This window comes from Streptomyces sp. NPDC053474, assembly GCF_044544845.1.
In the GTDB taxonomy this organism is placed as follows: domain Bacteria; phylum Actinomycetota; class Actinomycetes; order Streptomycetales; family Streptomycetaceae; genus Streptomyces.
In genome coordinates, this window is record NZ_JBITXV010000001.1 from 240,093 (window position 1) to 261,461 (window position 21,369).

Sequence of the window (21,369 nt, forward strand, 5' to 3'; positions counted from 1 at the left end):
CGCCGCACGGCGCCGTGTTCAGCCGATGTTGTTGACCGCGGCCCGCGCGCGCGACAGCGTCGTCTGGGCCGTGCCGTCGTTCTCCTCCAGCGTGGAGCGCACCAGCCGGATGATCTCGCGTACCTCGTTGGCCGCCTTGTTCCAGCGGACTTCCTTGCCGTGGTACTCGTCCGAGACGCCGTCGGCCTGGTAGTCGGCCATCGCCGCCTTCACCGCGCGGTCGCGGTCGCCGAGGACCCGCTCCAGCTGGCCGATGATGACGTGCAAACCGCCCTGCACATCCGCCGACGCACCCGTGTCGTACGAACGCCGGTCCTGGTTTCCCGCCATGACAAACCCCTTTAGCAGTACTGAAATGGGACCACTCAGCCGGAGAAGCGGGCCGCCTGGAAATTCGCCGCGCCCATGTTCCGCCGCGCGTTGTCCGACTGCTCCTGCGTGCCCGTCCCGAACGCCTCGTCCATGCCAGCCTGGCCGCCCAGGATCGACTGGAGCGAGCCGTTCAGCGCCGCCGTGATCTCGTCCGCCCGCAGCTTGAAGGAGTCGAACGTCGCCTTGCCCGCGCCGTTGAACTTCCCCTCCAGCGGCTCCGCCGCCGACACCAGCGCGCGGATCAGCGCGCCCAGGTCGTCGCTCGACCCGGAGGTGTTCTTGCCGAGGACGGCCAGTGTCGTCTCGCCCATGTCGAACTTCATGCGCCCAACCCCCGCTTCAGCCTGATCACGCTGCGCTCATGCCGCATAGCTCATCGAACATATTTCCCGACAATCCATTGCAGGCGCAACGCAGTTGTGGAGCCAGTGGCGCGATCCCGCCACGTGCCGGTCCGCGTCCTCGTCGCGTCGGCCCTTGCGACACCACTGCCTCCCCTTTCACCACCGGCTCGGGGGCACATTCCGCGTACGGGCACTATGGCCAAAAGTGTGCGCCGAGCGAACGGGGTGTGGCCGATCGGGGCACCGGCTTGTTTGCGGCCGCGTCGGATGCGCGTGCCCTGAGGGCGCGCGCCCTCAGGGCACGCGCCGCAGCATGCACCACGTGCGCGGGCCGCCGCCGGGGAGGGTGAGGTCGGCGGTGACCTCGAAGCCGAGGCGTTCGTAGAAGCGGACGTTGGTCTCGGCGGAGGTCTCCAGGAACGCCGGTACGCCGTCCCGTTCCGCCGCCTCCATGCCGGGGCGCAGGACGGCCCGGCCCAGGCCCGCGCCCTGCCGGTCGGGGTCGACTCCGACCGTCCCCAGGAACCACACCGGCTCCTCGGGCCGGTGCGGGCCCAGCGCCGCCTCGGCCTCCTCGTACGCCTGCGCGCGGTCTCCGGCCAGCTCCGCGAAGCGGGGGGCCAGTTCGGCGAAGACTCCCCCGGCGTATGTGGTCGTCGGCGGCCACCGTGTGCCGGGTCAAGGGGTAGTCGGCGAAGGCCCGGCCCAGGGTGCGGACCGCCCGGGGGACGTCGTGGGCGGTCGCCGGGCGCACGGTGGCGTCGTACTCGGGCACCTCGGTCTCCTGTCGGTCGCGTACGTACTCACTTACGTACGAGGAGAACGATCGAGGGCCCCTCTATGTCCCCGGGATGCCCGGTGTCCGGGGCTCGGTGTCCGGGGGCTCACGCTCCGCGCGGGAAGGAGATCTCCACCCGGCGGTTCTTCTTCCGCCCCTCCTCCGAGCCGTTGTCCGCGATCGGGTAGTCCTCGCTGTAGCCGCGTACGGAGTACGTGACCTGGGGGCCGAGGAATCCGGCCAGGCGGTCGTGGACGGCTTCCGCGCGGTCCTTGGAGAGCTTCTTGCCGTGGGCGTACGAGCCGAGGTCGTCCGTGAAGCCGAAGACCCGGACGTCGGTGGCCTTCTGGGCCTTCGCCTCGTCGGCGATGGCCTCGATACGGGCGTTCGCCTCCGGGTTCAGCTTCGCGCTGTCCTTGGGGAAGAGGACCTCCGCCTGCAACGCGAACTTCACGTCCGTGTTCGTGTCCTCCCGGCGCTCCTCGCCGCCGAGGTCCTCCACGACGGACTTGATGTCGAGGACCTTCGCGGGCGCGAGCGTCGCCCCGTCGGCGAGCTTCAGACCGGGGCTGTTGGAGTCGAGCTCGGGGGGTGGGGAGGTGGTGGCGGAACCTGGGGGGGTGCTGGGGTCGTCGTCGGCCCGGGCCTCGGGGGCGAGGAGCGTGAGGGCCGCGACGATGACCACGGCCGTCGCCGTGGCCGTCCTTCGGGGGCGGGGGGTCATGGTCACTCGCCCTCACTGATTTCGACCGCGGCGGGCGGCATCGTCGGCACCTGGAGTTCCACCTTCTTGGTGTCCTCCGGCGGTGCCGGGAACTGGGCGAACCAGTCGGCGGACTGGTTCTGTTCGATGCCGCCCTCGAATTTGGTGCACAGGCACCTGCCTGTGGTGTCCCGCAGCACCAGGTACTTCTTCTTGCCCGCCGCGTCGACGAGGGCGGCACCGGCCAACGAACCGCCGTTCTTCTTCAGTTCGGTCTCGTCACTCCGCCACTCACCGGCGAGCCAGATGCCCGAGGTGCCGTTCGTCACCCTGCCGCTCAGGGTCAGGAAGCCGCCTTCGTCACGCTCGGCGGACGTGACCGTCAGCGTGATGCCATTGCCCTTGACCTCGGCGAGCGCCTCGTCCGACGCGGAGTCCTCGGCTTCCTTGCCGCTGCCCCCGCCGTCGACGTCCTTGGCGGATTCCGAGGAGGACGACTTCTTGCCGGACTGGGAGTCACCGTCGTCTCCGCCGCCGCAGCCGGTCACCGTGAGGACCAGCCCAGTCGTGATCGCCACCGCGGTCATTGCCCTGCGGGTCGTCATGGTGCGCCGAAGCTTCATCTCAGCGGCTTCCTCTTCTTCTCTGTGATCGCTTGTCACTCGGCCAGGTGCACGGAGAACAGGACGGACGCGTCCGGTAGATCGTCCGGGTCGAAGTCGTCGGGGTCGATCTCGATGGGCCCTTCCTCGCCGTCGCAGAGGAATTCCACGGCGTCCTCCGGGTCGGACGGCGGATCGGCGTCGCACCGGGGCTTGATGACGGCGGTCGCCTCGGCCCTCGCGTGCTTCGTCTCCGTACCCGGGATGATCGAGTCTCCGACCGTGTAATTGGTCGTGACCTCCACGTGATAGCCCGGGTAGCCGTTGACCTCCGTGCCGCCGAAGCCGGTGACCTTGGAGTCGTTCTCGGCCGCCAACGCGTCGGCGGCCGCCTCCGCGCCTTCCCCCGTGAACAGGTCGCCGCCGAGCCAGTCCAGCCACTCGTCCCCGTCGCCGTCCTTGATGGCTTGGGACAGTCCTTTGAAGAGCTCGTCGCGCGTCTCCTGTGCCGCCGCGAGCGCGGCCGCGTCCGCCGCCGACTGCGCGCCGTTGCGGGCCGACGCCGCCTGAGCGAACGCGAAGAACGCGAATGCGACGAAGAGCAGAATTCCGGTCAGCCAGATGTAGATCGGCAGCGTCTGACCACCATCACCGTGTATCCGGCGTCGGATCAGCCGCCGATTACGTCGTTGACCGCGTTGCCGATCGCCTGGGAGATCTTGCCGTCCAGGCCGAGTTGATCGATGAGCGTATAGATCCCGGCAATCAGAATCATCAACCCCGCATACTCCACGAACCCCGCCCCCCGGTCCCCCTCGCTCTCCCGGGCCCGCCGCACCCGCGCGGACACCGTCAGGGTCCACGTGACCCACGCACCCAGTACGCGTTCCTTCAGCATGACGGACGACCTTTCTCTCCCACCCGATACCGAAACCGTCTACGTGACCGACTATCACAACCACTGCCCCAAGAGACCCCTCGCGCAACCGACTTCCCGTCCGGCGCGCAGGTTGGCCTATTTCACCGGCCTCACTGGGTATCGAATGCTTCATCGCCGCCCTTCCCTTCGGGAGGGTCCCATACGCGGTTGCATCAGCAAGGACATTTGGGGAAGCTCACCGCCCCAGAATCGAGCCGAAGTCGGATCCGGAGCCCAGGAACATTCCGGCGGCGATCAGGATCATCGTCGCCGGAAGCATGAACACCAGCGTCACCAGCGTGGCCTTGGGGATGGTCTTCGCGGCTCGGCGGCGGGAGTTCTGGGCGTCCGTGCGGCGCATGTCCGTGGCGAGTTGGATGAGGGTCTCGGCGATGGGGGAACCGAGTTCCTCGCCCTGTTGGAGGGCGGAGACGAACTGGGCGACCTGCTCGGAGGAGTTGCGGCGGCGCAGCTCGTCGAAGGCCTGGCGACGGCTGACGCCCATGTCCATCTGGCGCAGGGTGATGCGGAGTTCGTCCGCCCACGGACCCTCGTACTTCTCGGCCACGCGGTCGAGCGCCTGCCGGAAGCCGAGCCCGGCCGAGACGACGACGGCGAGGACGTCGAGGAAGTCGGGCAGGGTGCGGTCGATGACCTCGCGGCGTTCGCGGATGGCCTGCCAGATGAGGGCGTCGGCGGCCATCGCGCCGAAGGCGAACGTCATGACGGCGAACAGCGGCTGGCCGTTGGTGAGGAAGACCAGGCCGAGGACGAGGCCGAAGGCGCCGTACACCGCGCGGCGGGCGGCGTAGCGGTCGAGGGTGAGGCCGCCGGGGTTGCCCGCCATGTCGATCCGGCGGCGCTTGGCCGCGACCCGCTTCGGGCCCATCAGCCGCAGGACCAGGGGCGCGAACCGCATGCCCAGGCGGTCCACGGCCCCGCCCGCCGCCGAGACGCGGGTCGCGCCGACCTCCAGGGCGACGGCCAGGTCGGGCGGCAGCTTCGCCTCCGCGCGGTACATGCGGACGCCCTGGCAGACGCCCGCGACCGCCAGGCCCATCAGGAGGGCGAGTAACAACGCCGGCATCGTGTCCCCCTCCCTCAGACCTCGATCTTGCCCAGGCGCCTGATCACGAAGAAGCCCACCGCGTACAGGCCCAGCGAGATCAGGATCAGGGTCTGCCCCAGGGGCGAGCCCGTCACGCGCTCCAGCGCGCCCTCGTTCGAGGAGTTGATCAGCAGGAGCGAGCCGAGGCCGAGGAGCGGCACCGTGAAGGCCGTGGCGTGGACCTCCGAGAGCATCGTGCGGACCTCGCGCCGGGTCTCCTTGCGGTCCTCCAGGGTCTGCGTGAGGTTGCGGAGGGAGTTGACGACCGAGCCGCCCGCCTTGTTGGCCAGGACCAACGTCGTCACGAGCACTATCAGTTCGCGGGACGGCAGGCGCTTGGCCAGCTCCTCCAGGGTGTCGTCGATCGAGCGGCCGACCGTCAACTGATGGGCCACGTGCGAGAGTTCCTCGCCCGCGGGGGACTCCAGCTCCTCCGCCGCCATCGCGAGCGAGGTGCGCAGCGCGAGGCCCGCCGCCGTCGCGTTGGCGAGGATGCGGGCCACGTCCGGGAGCTGGTTGATGAACGCCTCGATGCGCTTCTGGCGCTGCCAGTTGAGGAAGATGACCGCTCCCCAGACGGCCACCACGCCCGCGATCGGGCCGAAGAAGGGGGCCAGGGACGCCGCCGCGATCAGCCACACGGCCGCCACGACGGCCGTGACGTACGTGAAGAACTCGCCGGGCGTCAGGTCGAGGCCCGTCGCCGAGAGCCGCAGGTGCAGTGCGCGGCCCAGGCGGGTGCGGCGCAGCCTGCGGTCGACCGCGGTGAACCGGCGCCTGCGCGCGCCGCCCTCCAGGGCCGCGGGCCCGCCCTCGGCGGACAGCCGGTCCACCAGGGCTTGGCGCTGGGCGCGGCCGGAGGCGTACGTCTGGACTCCGGCGACGGCGAGCGTGCCGGTGAGGAGCGTGGCGCCGAGGGCCAGGAGCGTGGGGTTGTTCATGGGGTGTCCTCAGGTCTCCTCGGGTCGCCCGGCATGTCTCTCGTCACGTCGCCCGTCATGTCTTCTCCTCAGCCGATCGCTTCGCGCGTGTTCAGTACGTCGATGGCCTCGGCCACGCCGTACGCGGGCGGCACCGGCTCCCCGGCGACGTACAGGCGCTCGGCGACGGGGCGCGGCAGCGGCAGGTGCTCGAAGTAGCCGTGCACGACCCGGTCGGGGCCGACGGGGTGCGGGACGAAGCGGGTGACGGGCGCGATGCGGAACTGCTGGCGGCCGTGCGAGACGAGCAGCACGATCTCGGCGACCTTGCGGGAGCCGTCGGCGTGCCGGGCGAGCTGGACGACGACGTCCACGGCGGAGTTGATCTGGTCGCGCAGCGCCTCGAAGGGGACCTGGACCTCCGACATGGAGCCCAGGGTCTGGAGGCGGGTGAGGGCGTCCTCGGCCGTGTTCGCGTGGACCGTGGCCAGGGAGCCGTCGTGGCCCGTGGACATGGCCTGGAGCATGTCGAGCGTCTCGCCGCCGCGGACCTCGCCGACGATGATGCGGTCGGGGCGCATGCGCAGCGAGTTCCTGACCAGGTCGCGGATCGTGATCTGTCCCTTGCCCTCGACGTTCGGCGGGCGGGACTCCAGGCGGATCACGTGGTCCTGCTGGAGCTGGAGTTCGGCCGAGTCCTCGATGGTGATGATGCGTTCGTGGCCCGGGAGGAGGCCCGAGAGGGCGTTGAGGAGCGTGGTCTTGCCCGATCCTGTGCCGCCGCTGACGATGACGTTGAAGCGGGCCCGTACGAAGGCCGCGAGGAGCATCAGCATGTGCTCGTCGAGGGAGCCGAGGCCGATCAGCTCCGGCAGCGTGTACGCGCGCGGGAAGCGACGGATCGTGAGGGTCGCGCCCGTGAGGGCGAGGGGCGGGATGATGACGTTGACGCGCTCGCCGGTGGGCAGGCGCGCGTCGACCATGGGGTTCGACTCGTCGACGCGGCGGTTGACCGTGGAGACGATGCGTTCGATCGTCTGCATCAGCTGGTCCTCGGACGCGAAGCGGAGCGGGAGCTGCTCCACGCGCCCCGCGCGCTCCACGAAGATCGAGTCGGGGCCGTTGACCATGATCTCGGTGATGGAGGCGTCGGCGAGGAGCGGCTCCAGGACGCCGAGGCCCAGGGCCTCGTCCACCACGCGCCGGATCAGGTGCGCCCGCTCGGAGGCAGAGAGGACGGGGCCCTCGCGGCTGATGATGTGGCCGAGGACCCGCTCCAGGCGGGCCCGGCGGTCGGAGGCCGACAGGGACGACATCTCGGCCAGGTCTATCTCTTCGAGCAGCTTCGCCCGGTACGTGGCCACGAGGCTGTCGTCGCGGCTCGGCGCGGCGGCGTCGGCGGGCGGCGCGATGCGGGAGCGCAGGCTCATGCGGGTCAGCCTCCTGTCCCGGGGGCGCCGGGTTCCGCGGGGTCGTCGTTGGGCATGGTCACGCTCTTCTCGACCTCCCAGTCCGTGTCGACGAAGGGCAGGAGCGTGGGGACCTGGACGGTGACCGTGGCGGTGGTGGTGTCGCCGCCCCGTCCGACCGATACCTCCGCGTCCAGGCCGGAGTCCATCGCGGCGTGCCCCGCGGCCTCGCCGCCGGTTCCCTCGCGGGACTCGACGCGGGCGGCCGCGCGGGCGCCGGAGCCCGCCTGGTTCGCCGCGTAGCCGACCAGGCCGAGCTGGATGGCGGCGAGGCCGACGAGGAGCAGGATGGGGAGGAAACCGGCGAACTCCAGCATGGAGACGCCCTTGTCGCCGCGGGGGCGCCTGCTCGGCCGGAGCTGCCGCTCGGGCCTGCGGGGCGCTGGCCCGCGGAGGAGGCCGGCGAAGTACCCCGCGTTCATGGCGCGTCATCCCCCTCCACCGCCGCACCGGCCTCCGCGTGGACCTCCCACCCCGTCGTGACACCGGGGAAGAACACGGGGACCTTGACGTCCACCTGGGCCTTCATCACGTCGCCTTCGGCCGCGCAGGAGACCCCGGCGTCCTGCCACGCGCCGGGCAGATGTTCCTTGGCCGCGGAGTCACAGGCCCCGGCGTCGCCGGAGACCACCGCGGCGGCGGCCGCGCGCGCGGCCTCGTCCGCCGCGTTCCCCGCCAGGGAGTACGAGTAGCCGTACAGCGCGCACTGCCACAGGATCCCGAGGACGGCGAGGAGCAGCGGGAACATGCCCGCGAATTCGAGGGTGACGGCGCCGCGGTCCGACTTCGGGGCGCGGCGCAGGCCGCGGCCGCCCTTGCGCGCGCCCCCGGTCTCCGCTTCCACGACGCCCAGTTCACCGGCGAGCCCCCACAGCGCCTGTTTGACGGTGGACTTGGCGTCGAGGTCGTGGAGGCGGCCCGCGTCGACGGCGCCGTGGAGTTCCTTGGGGACGTCCGGGACGGTGGTGCGGGCGGCGCGCGTGCCGGTGACGCGGGCGACGAGGGAGGGCTGGATCTCGGTGCCGCGCGTGTGCCGGTTGACGACGGTGACCGTCTCCTCGGCCTTGCGGATCTGGAGCCGGTCCCAGAGCCGGACCATGCGTTTGGCCGCGCGTACGGCGACGACGTCGGGGGTGAGCAGCAGGACGGCCTGGTCGGCCGTCTCCACGACGGCCGCGCCCGCGGGCGTGACGTACGTGCCGCAGTCGACGACCACGACGTCGTACCGTCCGCGGAGCGCGTGGACCGTCTGCCGGGCGACGCGTTCGGTGATCTCCTCGCCGCGCTCGCCCTCGGCGGGGGCGAGGAGGAGGCCGATGCCGGTCTCGTGGGCGTAGACGGCGTCCTGGACGACGCGCGGCGTGAGGTCGCTGATCGCGGCGAGGTCGGCGACGGAGCGGCGGAACTGCACGTCGAGGTACGAGGCGACGTCGCCGGACTGGAGGTCCAGGTCGAGCAGCGCGGTGCTGCGGCCCGAGGCCTGCGCGGCGAGGGCGAGCTGCACGGCGGTGAGGGTGGTGCCGACGCCGCCCTTCGCGCCGGTCACGGCGATGACCTGGCCGCTGCCGGGGGCGGCCGCGCCGGATCCCGGGCCGTACAGCTCGACGGAGCCGGTGCCGAGGTGGCGCCGCATGCCGGTGGCCCAGCCCGCCGCGGCCTGGACGCGCTCGGCCAGGGCGTCGTACGCCGGCGGATGGGTGACGATGCCGCGCGCCCCGCAGTCCATGGCGGCGGTGAGCAGGGCCGGGCTGGTGTCGGCCGTGACGAGGACGACGCCGACGGCGGGGAAGCGCAGGACCAGGTCGCGGATGAGGTCGAGGGCGGGGACGGGGGCGATGCGCTCGTGGACGAGGACGACCTCGGGCAGCTCGTCGACGGACTCGGCGGCGAGGCGGGCGAGGGTGTCGAGCAGCTCGGTGGAGTCGGCGACGGGCGCGGCGGGTTCGGCGTCCGGGAGCTGGGCGACGAGCCCGCTCAGGCCGCGGGCGGCCTCCGGGTCGCCGACGGCGGGGAGGATGCGGATGGTCATGGGCGGCCGCCTTCGTGCCGGGAGGCTCCTGGGCCCCCGCACCCGCCTGGGCCCCCGCGGCGGAGGGCGGGCGCGCCGCGGTGGCCGGGGGCGCCGGTGGCCCCTGGCGGGGTACGCGAGGCCTCCGACGAACGTAAGGCCCCCGACAGCCGCGGAAGACGCGCGGGGCGCAGGGGACGCGCGGGGCGCAGGGACCGCCCGGGGCGCCCCCGGAGCGGCGGCACCCCCGAGCACCGGCCGTGGCGCCGGGCATGAGCCAAGGGAACGTTCACAGCGGGCCCCCTACTTGTCCTCGTCCAAGGTGTACGTACGGTCCCCGCGCGGTACGTCCGCGTCGCCGCCCCGGCCGACGAGGGCGAGCCGGACGTGCGAGGCGAACGACTCGGCGTACGCGACGCGCTGGGCGTCCCGCGTGTCGAGGGCGAACGTGATGGGCACGGCCTCGTCGGTGCGGCGGCGGCCGCGGTCGTCGCGGTCGGGTTCGAGGGCCGTCAGCTTGCCGACGTCGATCACCTTGGCCTGCTCGACGATGACCTTCGACTGGTCCTTGCCGCGGTCGGTCTCGGCCTTGAAGGTGGCGTAGATGTTGACGGTCGAGCCGGGGGTGATCTTCCCGGCGACGCCGGTCGCCGCGTCGATCATGATGGCGATCTCCTGCTGCCCCGGTGCGAGCCGGGGCCGCTTCACGATCATGTCGCTCTGGAGCAGGGAGCCCTTCCGCAGCTGGGTGACGGCGATCTTCCCGCGGATCGCCCGGAGGTCGGTGACGGCGTTGTCCGACAGCCACCGCTCGGGCATCTCCACCTTCTTGAACTGGTCTGGCGCCAGCTCCTTGTACGGCGCGATGTCCGTCTTCAGCTCGTACGCCGCGGTCTCGGGGCCGACCTTCGAGTTCACGTCGCGGATCACCGAGAGGACGCCCGCGAAGGCGCCGATCGCGCACAGGACCGACAGGACCATCAGGATGACACCGCGGCGCTGGCGTGAGTTCATGGGCCGGACTACCTACCTCGTTCGATCGTGCAGCGAGTGCGTGTGGCTACGGACGGTGAGCGCGGTGGTGCGTGAGCCGGTGGGGCACGGGCCGAGGGAGTCCTAGGTGGCGCCGCGGGGCAGCGCCCGCGTCCCGGTGGTCACCTCGGGAGCGGCGGCGGTCCGCTCGGACGGCGCGAGCAGCGGCGCCGAACAGAACGCGCAGCGGTCTCCGATGAGTTCGAGACCGCACCAGTGGCAGTCCTCCCTCCGCACGGACGACACCAGTTGGTAGAGCACGGAGATGTCCGGGATGGCCGCGGCGAACTCGACGAGCTTGCCGGTGGCCCACCAGCGCGCGGACTCGCCGGGCAGCGGCACGTCGACGGCGCCCTGCACCTGCCAGACGTCCGCGAGCGTGTCGGTCACCCAGCCCGGGTCGAGCTGGCCGGTCGCGTACAGCAGCTTCGTACCGAACTCCGGCGCGGGCAGCACCGCTTCGGCGTGCGCCTTCACCATCGCGGTCCGCGGCGCGGCGAGCACCGCGAACTGCGTGCCCGGCACCCATGACTTGGTGTGCGAGCGCAGCGTGACGGGCACGCGGTCGAGCTTGGCGACGGAGCCGAGCAGGGCGCCCGCGTAGATGTAGTGACTGAGCAGCCGCGCGGCGGAGGCGAGTACCCCCGGGCTGAAGTCACAGATGGACAACTGCCGCAGCTGAAGGGCGAGTACGGAGAGCCCGAGCGGCGGCAGCTCACTCCGCACGAAAGCGATCCGGTCACTCTCCAGCACGGACCGGATCGCGTGCAGCCGATGCCGCACCGACTGAGGCGCGGACGCCGGACAGAGCACGATCACATACCCGTGGTACTCGATGAGCTGGTGCATCTCGGTGAGCGCCCGGTCGAGCGAGTACGTCTTCGGCGACTGCTCGGCGCTCTTCAGGACGGCGGCGGTCGGGGTGTGACGATCGGGCGAAGGCAGCACAAGGTCCGGACTTGTGACAGCTATCGCAGTCGGCATGCGCACACCCCCGGCTCCGAGTCCTCACGCTCCCGTCCGCGCACGCCAACGCTCACGTGCGCCCCTAGCTGTGCACCATATCCACGCGGGGGCCGCGCTAACACCCAACTTCCCACTGTTCACCTTGTGGTTGTCGTGATAGGACCGCGTCCCGATGCGACCAGGGCGACGCTTCCCGGGTCGGCCACTGCGAGGCCGCTCTACCGCGAGGCCTCGCCTCACCACGAAGCGCTCTCCAGTGATCCACCGAACACAGCCCTTGCCGCGGGAATCAGCGACACGGGTCCGCCTTCGCGCTGTTCGCCCCCTGGGCTTCAGATCCCCGAGTGCAAGTCCTTGACGTCCCGATTCCCCTTCAGGGCTGGATATCTCACTTCCAGATCCACCAGCGCCTCGAAAGGAAACTGCGACGGGCGGTCACCCTGCATGGGATAGACATCAGTGCCGTGTGGCAGCACAGCGGGCATGTGTTCGCCACTGCGCAGGGCGGACCGACCGCTCCGACCAACCTCACCTGCGCCTTCACCACGCTCCTCCGCAAGGCCGGCAGTCGCCCGCTGACGCTGTCGTCAACTACTGGCGCACAAAGCCCCTGAAGCCCCACCAGTCACACATGGTGGGGCTTCAGGTTTTCGAGGCACAGCTTCGAGATGCATTCAGGGTTGATCAATCCCGACCTCGGGAGTCCTTCGGGTGTCGCGTCACCTACCCGCCAGCGCCCCGAGCTTGATCCCGCAGTTCTGGCGGCAGCACCTCCGAGGCAGCCATTTTGACGAGAAGCATTCGAGTGGCCTCTTGATCAAACCCCTCTCGCCCAACCATCCCGATAGCCCAAATAGCGGCTAGCTCCATCCAGTATGACCGGCCGGACTTCCACGCCGTCTGCACTGTCAGTTCGATGAGCTTCTCAGGGGTTGGAATACCACCCTGACCGAGCTGCTCCCACGAGCGGGAAAATTCGGCCAAGCACGCGGAGAGGTCACGCTCCAAGTACGGCCACATGGGAACGAACCCCGATCCCTCAAGGGAGGATCGGGCTTCTGACTCCACACCTACGCCAATCCGACCATCGGGCATGACCCCGATCCACGCCCCATCTCCCCGATACACCACTGGAGTCCAGTGTCCCATCTCAACCCCACGGCCTGTAATCGAAGTCAATCCCTTGATCACTCATAAACTTCTGGAACTTCTGACGGGTAGCGTCCGTCCACCGATGGCCGTAGTGACCACTGTTCTCCGTGAACACTAGGCGACCGTTATCTCGGAAGAGCGTGCCACCCAGCACAGTCCCTCTGTCCATGCCTGCCTTTTCTGCTAGTTGCTCATGAGGGCTGAGGCCTCCGGGAATTCTTTCACGATCTCCGCCCAGAAACCTTCCGGCGTCGGCATCGAAGACGAACTCGGTCTCCGGCTTCGTGGAGGTGAAGCCCTTCAATGCGTCAGCAGATCCCTCGCCGGCCCCCAGAGCGACGTCAGCACAGTTGCTGTTATGAACCAGGATCGGCGTGACCCCCGCCAGCACATAGTACGTGTGAATGTCCGCAACCGTAAGGTTGTACGTACGCGCATGCTGTGCAAAAGCCAGGTTCTTGGTCACGAGGACGGTGTCGCCGTCATCCGTCCGCAACGTCATGCCGGGTTTCAAATCCCCGGCCTCTACCCAGCGGCCCTCGGATGGCGACCAGAACGGGTGGCCGCGGGTCGCAGTTAGCTTTTCGATCCCGTCGGCCGTCGCGATGGAGAGCTCATTGAAGGCTTTGTCGCTGTCCGTAACGATGAGGCGTGTTACTGCTTTTGGTACTGTTCTGCCGGTCTTCGGGTCCGTAGCAAGCACCTTGTCACCGAGCCTGACGGCTTCGATGTCCTTGGTCTTGCCGTCTGCCATGAGGACATCGGTTCCGGCGAGGAAGCACTTGCAGTCAGCCGCTGCTCTTGCTCCCTTCTTCGCCTTGCTTGCGCCCTTCTCGCCCCGCTTGGTCAGCTTGAGGACGCCCTTGCCCAGCTTGAAGGGCTTACCCGCCGGGGTATCCAGCAGAAGCACGCCGCAGCCCATGCTCAATTCCTTCGAGCAACTCTGCCATGCACCGAAATCGGGTGCGATGGCGCCGACCACAACGCCAATGGCTTTGGTGAACCAATTGCTGTTGTCGCTGGGGCCCTTTTTGGGTGCGTGCAGTCTGTCTATGCGTGGCCCGTAGCCCGTCGCCCCGCTACTTCCGCAACCAACGTACCCGCACTGGTATGCGTTCCTTCCGTTGGCGTAACCGGAATTGTTCGTGGGGAAGTTCGAGTAGGTGTTACTCCAAGTGCGACCAGAGGAGAAGTCCGGTGAGGCGTGGTCGTCGATGAAGTCAGCTACTCCACCACCGCACCCCTTACCCCTGCACTTGTAGGTCGACCCCAGACCCGACGGGTCGGATGCTGTGACGGGATTGTTCTCCGAGTAGCTGTAGCCATTGAGGCTGCCTGTCTTGGCCACCTCGAGCAGTGGGTCCACGCTGATGAACTGGCCGGTCGCGGGGTCGTACTCCCGTGCCCCCACATGCGTCAGCCCGGTCCCCTTGTCCTCCGGCTTGCCCAAGAAGCCCTTGTCGTCCGGCCAGGCAGGGGTCTTCTCCCCGCGCGGGGAGCCGAAGGGGGTCGTGTAGCGCTTCGTCACCGCGTACGTCTTCGCGTCCAGCGCGATGCTCGACGTGCCGTGATGGTCCGCTGCCAGGAAGCTGAGTTCCGTGTCCGTGGCGCCGCTCGTGCCGGTGCGGACCGCGATGGTCTGGCCGTTGGCGGTGTAGTAGCGGGTGCCGGTGAGGGTCTTCTTCGTGCCCTTCGTCGTCAGGCGGACTTCCGTGGCCCCGAGGTAGAGGACCGTGTCGCCGTCGCCCTTGGCACGGCGGATGAGGAGCTCGCCGTCCGCGTCGTAGAGGTAGGCGGTCTCAGCCGTTCCTTCGAGGGTCTTGGCCAGCTTGCCCTCCGTGTTCCACGTCAGGGTCTGCTGGGCCTTCGGCCCGGGGCGCTTCGTGGTGTTGCCGGTCTTGTCGTACTCGTACGTGGCCGCGCGCGAGCCCGTCGTCTTGGCGAGCGGATGGGGCTGGCCCTCCGGTGTGCCGTAGTCGTACGTCGTGGTCTCGTCGCCCGACGCCGCGTGCTGGGTCTCGGACTTGCGCTGGCCCGCGTCGTTGTACGTGTACGACGTCCAGTAGGGGGCCGCCCCGTCGATGTTGGCCTTCGTGCGCTTCGCCGCGGCGCAGTCCGCCGTCTTCGGGGTCCAGGCCTCGGTCAGGCGGCTGTAGCCGTCGTACTCGAAGCACTGGTGGTCGGCCTTGCTGGTGCCGCCCTGCGTCGTGGCGTCGAAGATGGAGAGGACGTTTCCGGCGTCGTCCCGCTTGAACTTGAGCTCCTGCGGCATGTAGCCGTGCACGTCATCGGTGACGTAGGAGCGGGTGAGGCGACGCGTCCCCGCCTCGTAGTCGTAGTTGAGGTAGGCCTTCTTCTCCGTGCTGGCGCCGCTCATGCCCAGCGTGAGCTGGCGCAGGTCGCCCTGCGGGGAGAAGGCGGCGCCGTGGAGGTAGCCCGTGGTTCCGTCCAGGCCGGTCTGCTGGCCCGTGGCGTTGTACTCGTAGCCGATCGTCTCGCTCTTGAGACCCGCCACGGCGGGCTGCGAGGCCTGGCTGATCGTGCCGTCGAAGCGGTAACCCGTGCTGAAGGACAGCTTCTGGGGGACGCCCGCCTTCACGATCGGGTCGTCGTCGGGCAGGCTGAGTTCGCTCTCCTTGACCTCGTAGAGCGGGGTGTAGGTGGTGACCTTCTGGGTGTACGCCTTGCCCGTCAGGCCGCCGTCGTAGCGGGTGGAGGTGTCCTGCTGGCCCTTGGCGAGGTCGTCGAAGGTCCAGGCGGCGAGCTTGTTGGCGTCCGTCTTCTCGGTGTGCCACATGCCCGTCTTGCGGCCGAGGTCGTCGTAGCCGTACAGCAGCTTCCGGTTCTCGACGTCCTTGGTGGTGAGAGGCCGGTCGAGACTGTCGTACGTCGTGGTCGTGACGCCCTTGTCCGGGTCGTCCGCGCTCACCTGACGGCCGAACAGGTCGTAGGAGTACGCCCACTTGGCCTTGTCGGGACCGGTGATCGTCTCCTGCTGTCCTCCGGGCGTGTAGGTGTAGCGGGTGCTCGTGAAGTCCGTTCCGGTCGGCTTCGGGCCGCCGTACTCGCGGCGCAGCACGACCTGGCCGCGGGCGTCGGTGACCTCGGCCGTGGCCTGGCCGCCCTCGGGCGCGCTGGAGGCCACCGTGTCGCCGGAGTAGGTCGTCGTGGTCGTCCAGCGCGTCACGCCGAAGTTCTTCGTGACGGCCTTCGTGGCGCGGCCCGCCGCGTCGTACGTGGTGTCGGTCTGGAGCGGCGCCTGGCTGCCCTCGGTCTGCACGGGCGTGCCGCTCGGGGCCGATGTCTCGTCCCAGGTGTCGCCCTGGGCGCTGACGGCGAGACCCCGCGTGTCGTAGAGCGTGATGTCGATCAGACGGCCGCCCACCGGCGTGGGGCGACTGCCTCGCCCGGGGCACCGGCTGCGGCTCCTTCAAGCCGTCCAGGGCCTACCCGGGCATCAGCGGCGCCGCGGTCACGCTCACAGGTCCCCTAGAAGAAGCTGCCCCAGTCCTGGTCCGTGATCTGCTTGACGCAGAGCACCAGGAACAGCAGGCCCGCGATCGTCAGCATGCCGTTGCTCAGCCAGCCGTTGCGCCACTCCGCTGGCGTGCGGGACGAGTTGAGGAGCCAGATCAGGGTCAGGGCGAGGAAGGGCATGAAGGCCGCGCCCAGGACTCCGTAGAGGATGATCAGGCGGAACGGCTGGCCCTGGAAGAGCAGGATGATCGGCGGGAAGGTCAGCCAGAGCAGGTACGCGCGGAAGGGGACCGAGCGCTCGCGGGCGCCCGAGGCCACCTCGGCGCCGGTCAGGGCGGCGCCGTCCGCACCGGTGCGGGACTTGCGGTAGCGCTCCACGAAGTCCGCGAACATCAGACTCACGCCGTGCCAGACGCCGATCAGGGACGTGAAGGACGTGGCGAAGAAGCCGATGAGGAAGAGCTTCGACGTGGCGGTGCCGTACTCCTTCTCCAGGATGCCGCTCAGCTGCACCAGGCCCTTGTCGCCGCTCGCGATCGCCACGTTCGCGGAGTGCAGGAGCTCCGCGCCGACGAAGAGCATCGCCACGACGAAGACGCCGGTCGTGATGTACGCGACGCGGTTGTCCAGGCGCATCACCTTCATCCAGCCCGTGTTGGTCCAGCCCTTGGCGTTCACCCAGTAGCCGTACGCGGCCAGCGTGATGGTGCCGCCGACGCCGCCGATGAGCCCCAGGGTGTTGAGGACCGAGTCCTTCTCGTCGGGCAGGACGGGCAGCAGGCCAGCGAGGGCGTCGCCGAGGTTCGGGGTCACGCGGATCGCCAGGTACACCGTGACGACGAACATGACGCCCACCAGGACGGTCATGACCTTCTCGAACACGTCGTACTTGTTGAACCAGACGAAGACCAGGCCCAGCACGCCGGTGAGCACGCCCCACCACTCCAGGTCCATCACGTCGGGGAACAGGGCCTGGAGGGGCAGGCCCGACGAGGACATCGCGGCGGCGCCGTACGCGTAGCCCCACACCACGACGTAGACGACGAAGAACCACGTCGTCCAGCGGCCGAGGCTGGCCCAGCCGTCGAAGAGCGTGCGGCCGGTCGACAGGTGCCAGCGGCCCGCCGCCTCGGCGAGGGAGATCTTCACGACGCAGCCGAGGACGGCGGCCCACAGGAGCGTGTAGCCGAAGTTGCTGCCCGCGATCAGCGTGGCCACCAGGTCACCGGCGCCGACCCCGGTGGCGGCGACGACGATGCCCGGACCGATGTACTTCCAACTGGACTTGCGGGGCGCGGACTCGACGTCCCCCGCGGCGGTGGGTCCACCCTTGGTTTCGGCCATGCGATCAAGAAAGCGCAAGGACGCCCGGCGCACAAGAGGTCGTGCGACAGCGGGCTGTGGGACACGAGGGGCGGCCGCGACGACCCCGCGGCCGCCCTCCGCCTCCGCCGAGCCCACGCCCCACACCGGCCCCGGGCCACCGCACCCCCACCGAGCCCACGCCCCACACCCGCCCCGGGCCACCGCGCCCCACCGCGCAGCCGCCGTCCAGCAGCCCGGGCGGCCGTCGCGCCCCCACCGCCCAAGCGCCCCGAAACCGCCGCACCTCGCCGCACCTCGCCGCCCAGCCACCCCGGAGCCGCCGCACCCCACCGCTCCCCCACCGCCCAGCCCCACAGCCAGCCCGGCCCGTGCCCCCACCGCACAACCACCGCAAAGCCGCCCCGGGCCACCGCGCACCCGCCGCGGCCCCACAGCCGCCCCACAGTCGGCTCAAAGGCGTGTTGACCAGAACATGCCATGCCGCGACCATGGGCCAGCACGGGCCTGCCCATCCGGCACCCCGCGCGCTCGTGCCACCCGCACCACATGCGTCGCAATGCACCACTCCCACCCCCACAGGAGCATTCATGCGACTTCGCATACGCGGAAAGAGATCAGCCGCTCTCGCGGCCGTGCTCGCCCTCGCGATCGGGGCGCCCCTCAGCGCCAACGCGTCCGACTCCTCGTCCCCCTCGGCCAGGAAGGCGGCGGCCGCCGCCGCGGCCGAGGACGAGATCCGCCAGTACTCCGTGCCCGGACCCGCCACGCGCGCCGCCCGTACGGTGCTCGCCGCGACCGGCGTGTCCATCGACGAGGCCGGTGACCACGGGGTCGTCGTCTCCGCCAACGCCGCCCAGGCCAAGAAGCTGCGCGCGCTCGGGTACACGCTCAAGGCGCTGCCCGGGCCGCCGAAGCGCACGGGCGACGGGCCGGTGCGGGTGCGGGACTTCCCGCCCGCCGACTCCCGCTACCACAACTACGCGGAGATGACCGCGGAGATCAACCAGCGGCTCCAGCAGTACCCGAACATCATGAGCAAGCGCGTGATCGGCAAGTCGTACCAGGGCCGGGACATCGTCGCCATCAAGATCAGCGACAACGTCGGCACGGACGAGAACGAGCCCGAGGTCCTCTTCACCCACCACCAGCACGCCCGTGAGCACCTGACGGTGGAGATGGCCCTCTATCTGCTGCGCGAGTTCGGCGCGGGCTACGGCAGCGACGCGCGCATCACCAAGATGCTCAACGAGCGCGAGATCTGGATCGTGCCGGACCTCAACCCCGACGGGGGCGAGTACGACATCGCCACCGGCTCCTACCGCAGCTGGCGCCTGAACCGGCAGCCCAACCCGGGCGGTGCCACCGGCACCGACCTGAACCGCAACTGGAACTTCAAGTGGGGCTGCTGCGGCGGCTCTTCGGGCACCCCGGGCTCCGAGACCTACCGCGGCAGCGCGCCCGAGTCGGGCCCCGAGGTCAAGGTCGTCGCGGACTTCGTGCGCGGCCGGGTGGTCGGCGGCAAGCAGCAGATCAAGGCGGCCATCGACTTCCACACGTACAGCGAGCTGGTCCTGTGGCCGTTCGGCTACACGTACAACGACACGGCGCCCGGTCTGACCCAGGACGACCACGACGCCTTCGCCACCGTCGGCCGCAAGATGGCCGCGAGCAACGGCTACACGCCCGAGCAGTCCAGCGACCTCTACATCACCGACGGCACCATCGACGACTGGCTCTGGGGCAACCAGAAGATCTTCGGCTACACCTTCGAGATGTACCCCCGGTCCGGCGGGGGCGGCTTCTACCCGCCCGACGAGGTCATCGAGCGCGAGACCTCCCGCAACCGGGACGCGGTGCTCCAGCTCCTGGAGAACTCGGACTGTATGTACCGCTCGATCGGGAAGGAACAGCAGTACTGCACCGGCCAGTGACCGGGCGCGCGTAGCCCCCTGGGGTCCTTGTTGATCACTCACAGGGGTTGATTCCCGACGCCGCATGCATAGCGGGGCAGTTCAGGCGCAGCCTCTCGGCGGGTGATCACAAAAGCGGATCACCCGCTGACCGGACTACGGAGAGGAAGTGCTCTGTGCGCGCTGTGTCCTCCATGCTCTCGATGCTCTCGGCGTCTCCCGGACCCTCGCGGCGACGGGCCGCGCTGGCCGTCGCGGGAGCCGTGACAGGAGTGGTCGTCGCCCTGGCGGCGGACGTCGCCAGGGCGGCGGCGACCACCGGCTCCCGGGCGGGCCGCTGCTGCGGAGTGCACCGCCCCCTGCGCGCCCTGCGCAGGCGGCGTAACGATCAGGCACGGTCGCTTCGGCGGCCGGGCCAGGAAGGCGTGGTGCTGCGCCAGTCGTGAAACGGCGCCGGAGCGGGGGCACTCGGTGATCCACCGGGTGCCCCCGCTCCGCCGTGCCGCGCGCGGTCGCCGTCTCGCCCGTGCGCGGCGGCCGTCTCGCCCGTGCGCGGCGGCCCGTCGTCGTGCGCGGCGGCTAAACGAAGAGGCTCACCACCGCCGCCACCGCGAAGCCCGCGACCGACAGGACCGACTCCAGGACCGTCCAGGACTTCAGGGTGTCGCGCTCGGTGATCCCGAAGTACTTCGCCACGATCCAGAAGCCGCCGTCGTTGACGTGCGAGGCGAAGATCGAGCCCGCGGAGATGGCCATGATGACCAGGGCCGTGAAGGCGTGCGAGTAGTCGCCCTCGGCGAGCAGCGGGGCGACGATGCCCGCGGTGGTGACGATCGCGACCGTCGCCGAGCCCTGCGCCACGCGCAGGACCAGGGAGATGAGGTAGGCGAGGACGATGACCGGCAGGCCCACGTCGTTGAAGGTGTCGGCGAGGGCGTCGGCGACGCCGCTGCCCTTGAGCACGGCGCCGAAGACCCCGCCCGCGCCGACGACGAGGAGGATGTTGCCGACGGGCTTGAGCGAGGCCGTCGACACCGTCTCCAGGGACTTGCGGGACCAGCCGCGCCGGATGCCGAGCAGGTAGTACGCCATCAGGAGCGCGATCGTCAGGGCGACGAAGGGGTGGCCGAAGAACTCGATCACGCTGCGAGGAGTGGACGGGTCGAAGGCGATGGAGGAGAACGTCGCGAGCAGGATGAGCAGCAGCGGGGTGCCGATGATCAGGAACACGGTGCTCAGCGCGACCGGCTCCTCCCTCGGGGTCAGGCCCTGCGCGCGCTGCTCCTCGGCGACGGCCGCCTTCGCCTCCTCGGAGGCCTCCAGCATGTCCTGCGGTACGGGGACGAAGATCCGCTTGCCGATCCAGGCGGCGTACGCCCAGGCCGCGAGCACGGCCGGGATGCCGCAGACGATGCCCATGAGGATGACCCAGCCGAGGTCCACCTTGAGCAGTCCGGCCGCCGCCACGGGCCCGGGGTGCGGGGGCAGGAAGGCGTGCGTCATCGACAGGCCCGCGAGCAGCGGCAGGCAGTACAGGAGGATCGACTTGCCGCTGCGCTTGGCGGCGGCGTACACGATCGGCGCGAGGACGAAGATGCCGACGTCGAAGAAGACCGGGATGCCGAAGATCAGACCGGTCAGGCCCATGGCCACGGGGGCGCGCTTCTCACCGAAGAGCTCGAGCAGGCGCCCGGACAACACCTCGGCCCCGCCGGAGACTTCGAGGATCGCGCCGAGCATCGTGCCGAGGCCGATGATGATCGCCACATGGCCGAGGATGCCGCCCATGCCGGTTTCGATGAGCGAGGTCGCACTCGACTTCTGGACCGTGCCGAAGAGTTCGGTGACCGACAGGCCGGCGGCGAGTCCGACGGCTATGGAGACGGCGAGCAGGGCCACGAACGGCTGGAGCCTGACCTTGATGATCAGGTAGAGGAGCAGCAGGATGCCGAGGGCCGCGACGGTCAGCAGTCCCGCCGTGCCGTCGATCAGGGCCATCAGGCCACCGGTGTGCGGGACCTTCTCCGGTTCTTCGGCGGCGGCGAGCGCGGTGAGGGCTCCGGCGGAGCCCGAGGGGGCGAACGGGGACATCGTTGACCTCGTAAGTGCATGGGGCTTTCTGGGCAGGGGGGGATCGCGGCGTGGTCCTCACGCCGGACGGGTGGAGCGGCATCGCGCTGTGCGCGCTGGTCCTCAAACGCCGGACGGGCTGGCCGGATCGTGCCGGTCCGCGGACGTTCAGCCCGTCCGGCGTTTGAGGACGAGGCGCGCAGCGCCGATGAA

General features: G+C 69.8%; 18 protein-coding genes and 2 pseudogenes. 2 read left to right on the forward strand and 18 right to left on the reverse strand.

Annotated features, from left to right (window positions below; translation table 11 throughout):
* Nucleotides 1-18: 18 nt before the first annotated feature.
* The 17 genes and pseudogenes from ACIG3E_RS01050 to ACIG3E_RS01130 form a co-directional block, all read right to left on the reverse strand.
* Nucleotides 19-330: a pore-forming ESAT-6 family protein gene (locus tag ACIG3E_RS01050; protein ID WP_399609712.1), complete on the reverse strand. Its 312-nt coding sequence runs from the start codon at nt 328-330 to the stop codon at nt 19-21.
* Between the two features lie 35 nt (nt 331-365).
* Nucleotides 366-695: a hypothetical protein gene (locus ACIG3E_RS01055; protein ID WP_399609713.1), complete on the reverse strand. Its 330-nt coding sequence runs from the start codon at nt 693-695 to the stop codon at nt 366-368.
* Between the two features lie 315 nt (nt 696-1,010).
* Complete coding sequence (locus ACIG3E_RS01060) at nt 1,011-1,247, reverse strand: GNAT family N-acetyltransferase (protein WP_399609715.1); 237 nt, start codon at nt 1,245-1,247, stop codon at nt 1,011-1,013.
* A gap of 353 nt (nt 1,248-1,600) precedes the next feature.
* Entirely contained in the window at nt 1,601-2,218 is a 618-nt protein-coding gene (locus tag ACIG3E_RS01065) for an OmpA family protein (protein ID WP_399609717.1), read from the reverse strand.
* Nucleotides 2,219-2,220: 2 nt separating this feature from the next.
* On the reverse strand, nt 2,221-2,820 hold the full coding sequence (locus ACIG3E_RS01070; RefSeq protein WP_399609719.1) for a hypothetical protein: 600 nt from the start codon (nt 2,818-2,820) through the stop codon (nt 2,221-2,223).
* Nucleotides 2,821-2,855: 35 nt separating this feature from the next.
* Nucleotides 2,856-3,176, reverse strand: a complete 321-nt coding sequence (locus tag ACIG3E_RS01075; RefSeq protein ID WP_399610784.1) for a hypothetical protein — start codon at nt 3,174-3,176, stop codon at nt 2,856-2,858.
* Between the two features lie 138 nt (nt 3,177-3,314).
* Nucleotides 3,315-3,473: pseudogene (locus tag ACIG3E_RS01080) on the reverse strand (pilus assembly protein TadG-related protein); the annotation flags it as partial.
* A complete protein-coding gene (locus tag ACIG3E_RS01085; RefSeq protein ID WP_399609721.1) occupies nt 3,470-3,697 on the reverse strand; it encodes a hypothetical protein in 228 nt (75 codons plus the stop codon). The gene ACIG3E_RS01085 and the pseudogene ACIG3E_RS01080, both read right to left, overlap by 4 nt.
* A 217-nt stretch (nt 3,698-3,914) precedes the next feature.
* Entirely contained in the window at nt 3,915-4,805 is an 891-nt protein-coding gene (locus tag ACIG3E_RS01090) for a DUF5936 domain-containing protein (protein ID WP_399609723.1), read from the reverse strand.
* A 14-nt stretch (nt 4,806-4,819) separates the two neighbouring features.
* Nucleotides 4,820-5,767, reverse strand: a complete 948-nt coding sequence (locus ACIG3E_RS01095; RefSeq protein WP_399609725.1) for a type II secretion system F family protein — start codon at nt 5,765-5,767, stop codon at nt 4,820-4,822.
* A gap of 68 nt (nt 5,768-5,835) precedes the next feature.
* Nucleotides 5,836-7,176 carry a CpaF family protein gene (locus ACIG3E_RS01100; RefSeq protein ID WP_399609727.1) on the reverse strand — a complete coding sequence of 447 codons (1,341 nt, stop codon included), beginning with the start codon at nt 7,174-7,176 and terminating at the stop codon, nt 5,836-5,838.
* A gap of 5 nt (nt 7,177-7,181) precedes the next feature.
* On the reverse strand, nt 7,182-7,637 hold the full coding sequence (locus ACIG3E_RS01105; RefSeq protein ID WP_399609729.1) for a TadE family protein: 456 nt from the start codon (nt 7,635-7,637) through the stop codon (nt 7,182-7,184).
* Entirely contained in the window at nt 7,634-9,244 is a 1,611-nt protein-coding gene (locus ACIG3E_RS01110; RefSeq protein ID WP_399609731.1) for a CpaE family protein, read from the reverse strand. Before ACIG3E_RS01110 ends, ACIG3E_RS01105 begins: the two co-directional genes overlap by 4 nt.
* Before the next feature lie 282 nt (nt 9,245-9,526).
* A complete protein-coding gene (cpaB, locus tag ACIG3E_RS01115) occupies nt 9,527-10,237 on the reverse strand; it encodes a Flp pilus assembly protein CpaB (protein WP_399609733.1) in 711 nt (236 codons plus the stop codon).
* A gap of 102 nt (nt 10,238-10,339) precedes the next feature.
* Nucleotides 10,340-11,239 carry a hypothetical protein gene (locus tag ACIG3E_RS01120; protein WP_399609735.1) on the reverse strand — a complete coding sequence of 300 codons (900 nt, stop codon included), beginning with the start codon at nt 11,237-11,239 and terminating at the stop codon, nt 10,340-10,342.
* A gap of 1,132 nt (nt 11,240-12,371) precedes the next feature.
* Nucleotides 12,372-15,767, reverse strand: a pseudogene (locus ACIG3E_RS01125) (polymorphic toxin-type HINT domain-containing protein); the annotation flags it as partial.
* Between the two features lie 95 nt (nt 15,768-15,862).
* A complete protein-coding gene (locus ACIG3E_RS01130; RefSeq protein WP_399609736.1) occupies nt 15,863-17,194 on the reverse strand; it encodes an Nramp family divalent metal transporter in 1,332 nt (443 codons plus the stop codon).
* 569 nt (nt 17,195-17,763) lie between these two features.
* Between ACIG3E_RS01130 and ACIG3E_RS01135 the strand changes: the two genes are divergently transcribed.
* Nucleotides 17,764-19,107 (forward strand): M14 family metallopeptidase, encoded by a 1,344-nt coding sequence (locus tag ACIG3E_RS01135; RefSeq protein WP_399609738.1) that lies wholly within the window; start codon nt 17,764-17,766, stop codon nt 19,105-19,107.
* A gap of 155 nt (nt 19,108-19,262) precedes the next feature.
* Nucleotides 19,263-19,532, forward strand: a complete 270-nt coding sequence (locus ACIG3E_RS01140) for a hypothetical protein (protein ID WP_399609740.1) — start codon at nt 19,263-19,265, stop codon at nt 19,530-19,532.
* 133 nt (nt 19,533-19,665) lie between these two features.
* Here the strand turns inward: ACIG3E_RS01140 and ACIG3E_RS01145 are convergent, their stop codons facing one another.
* Nucleotides 19,666-21,177, reverse strand: coding sequence for a GntP family permease (locus ACIG3E_RS01145; RefSeq protein WP_399609742.1), 1,512 nt, complete (start codon nt 21,175-21,177; stop codon nt 19,666-19,668).
* Nucleotides 21,178-21,369: the final 192 nt, after the last annotated feature.

Coding starts and splice junctions, on each gene's coding strand:
- ACIG3E_RS01055 (WP_399609713.1), bottom strand. CDS start 695: ATGAAGTTCGACATGGGCGAGACGACACTGGCCGTCCTCGGCAAGAAC.
- cpaB (WP_399609733.1), bottom strand. CDS start 10,237: ATGAACTCACGCCAGCGCCGCGGTGTCATCCTGATGGTCCTGTCGGTC.
- ACIG3E_RS01130 (WP_399609736.1), bottom strand. CDS start 17,194: ATGGCCGAAACCAAGGGTGGACCCACCGCCGCGGGGGACGTCGAGTCC.
- ACIG3E_RS01110 (WP_399609731.1), bottom strand. CDS start 9,244: ATGACCATCCGCATCCTCCCCGCCGTCGGCGACCCGGAGGCCGCCCGC.
- ACIG3E_RS01065 (WP_399609717.1), bottom strand. CDS start 2,218: ATGACCCCCCGCCCCCGAAGGACGGCCACGGCGACGGCCGTGGTCATC.
- ACIG3E_RS01050 (WP_399609712.1), bottom strand. CDS start 330: ATGGCGGGAAACCAGGACCGGCGTTCGTACGACACGGGTGCGTCGGCG.
- ACIG3E_RS01085 (WP_399609721.1), bottom strand. CDS start 3,697: ATGCTGAAGGAACGCGTACTGGGTGCGTGGGTCACGTGGACCCTGACG.
- ACIG3E_RS01145 (WP_399609742.1), bottom strand. CDS start 21,177: ATGTCCCCGTTCGCCCCCTCGGGCTCCGCCGGAGCCCTCACCGCGCTC.
- ACIG3E_RS01105 (WP_399609729.1), bottom strand. CDS start 7,637: ATGAACGCGGGGTACTTCGCCGGCCTCCTCCGCGGGCCAGCGCCCCGC.
- ACIG3E_RS01095 (WP_399609725.1), bottom strand. CDS start 5,767: ATGAACAACCCCACGCTCCTGGCCCTCGGCGCCACGCTCCTCACCGGC.
- ACIG3E_RS01070 (WP_399609719.1), bottom strand. CDS start 2,820: ATGAAGCTTCGGCGCACCATGACGACCCGCAGGGCAATGACCGCGGTG.
- ACIG3E_RS01135 (WP_399609738.1), top strand. CDS start 17,764: ATGCGACTTCGCATACGCGGAAAGAGATCAGCCGCTCTCGCGGCCGTG.
- ACIG3E_RS01120 (WP_399609735.1), bottom strand. CDS start 11,239: ATGCCGACTGCGATAGCTGTCACAAGTCCGGACCTTGTGCTGCCTTCG.
- ACIG3E_RS01090 (WP_399609723.1), bottom strand. CDS start 4,805: ATGCCGGCGTTGTTACTCGCCCTCCTGATGGGCCTGGCGGTCGCGGGC.
- ACIG3E_RS01100 (WP_399609727.1), bottom strand. CDS start 7,176: ATGAGCCTGCGCTCCCGCATCGCGCCGCCCGCCGACGCCGCCGCGCCG.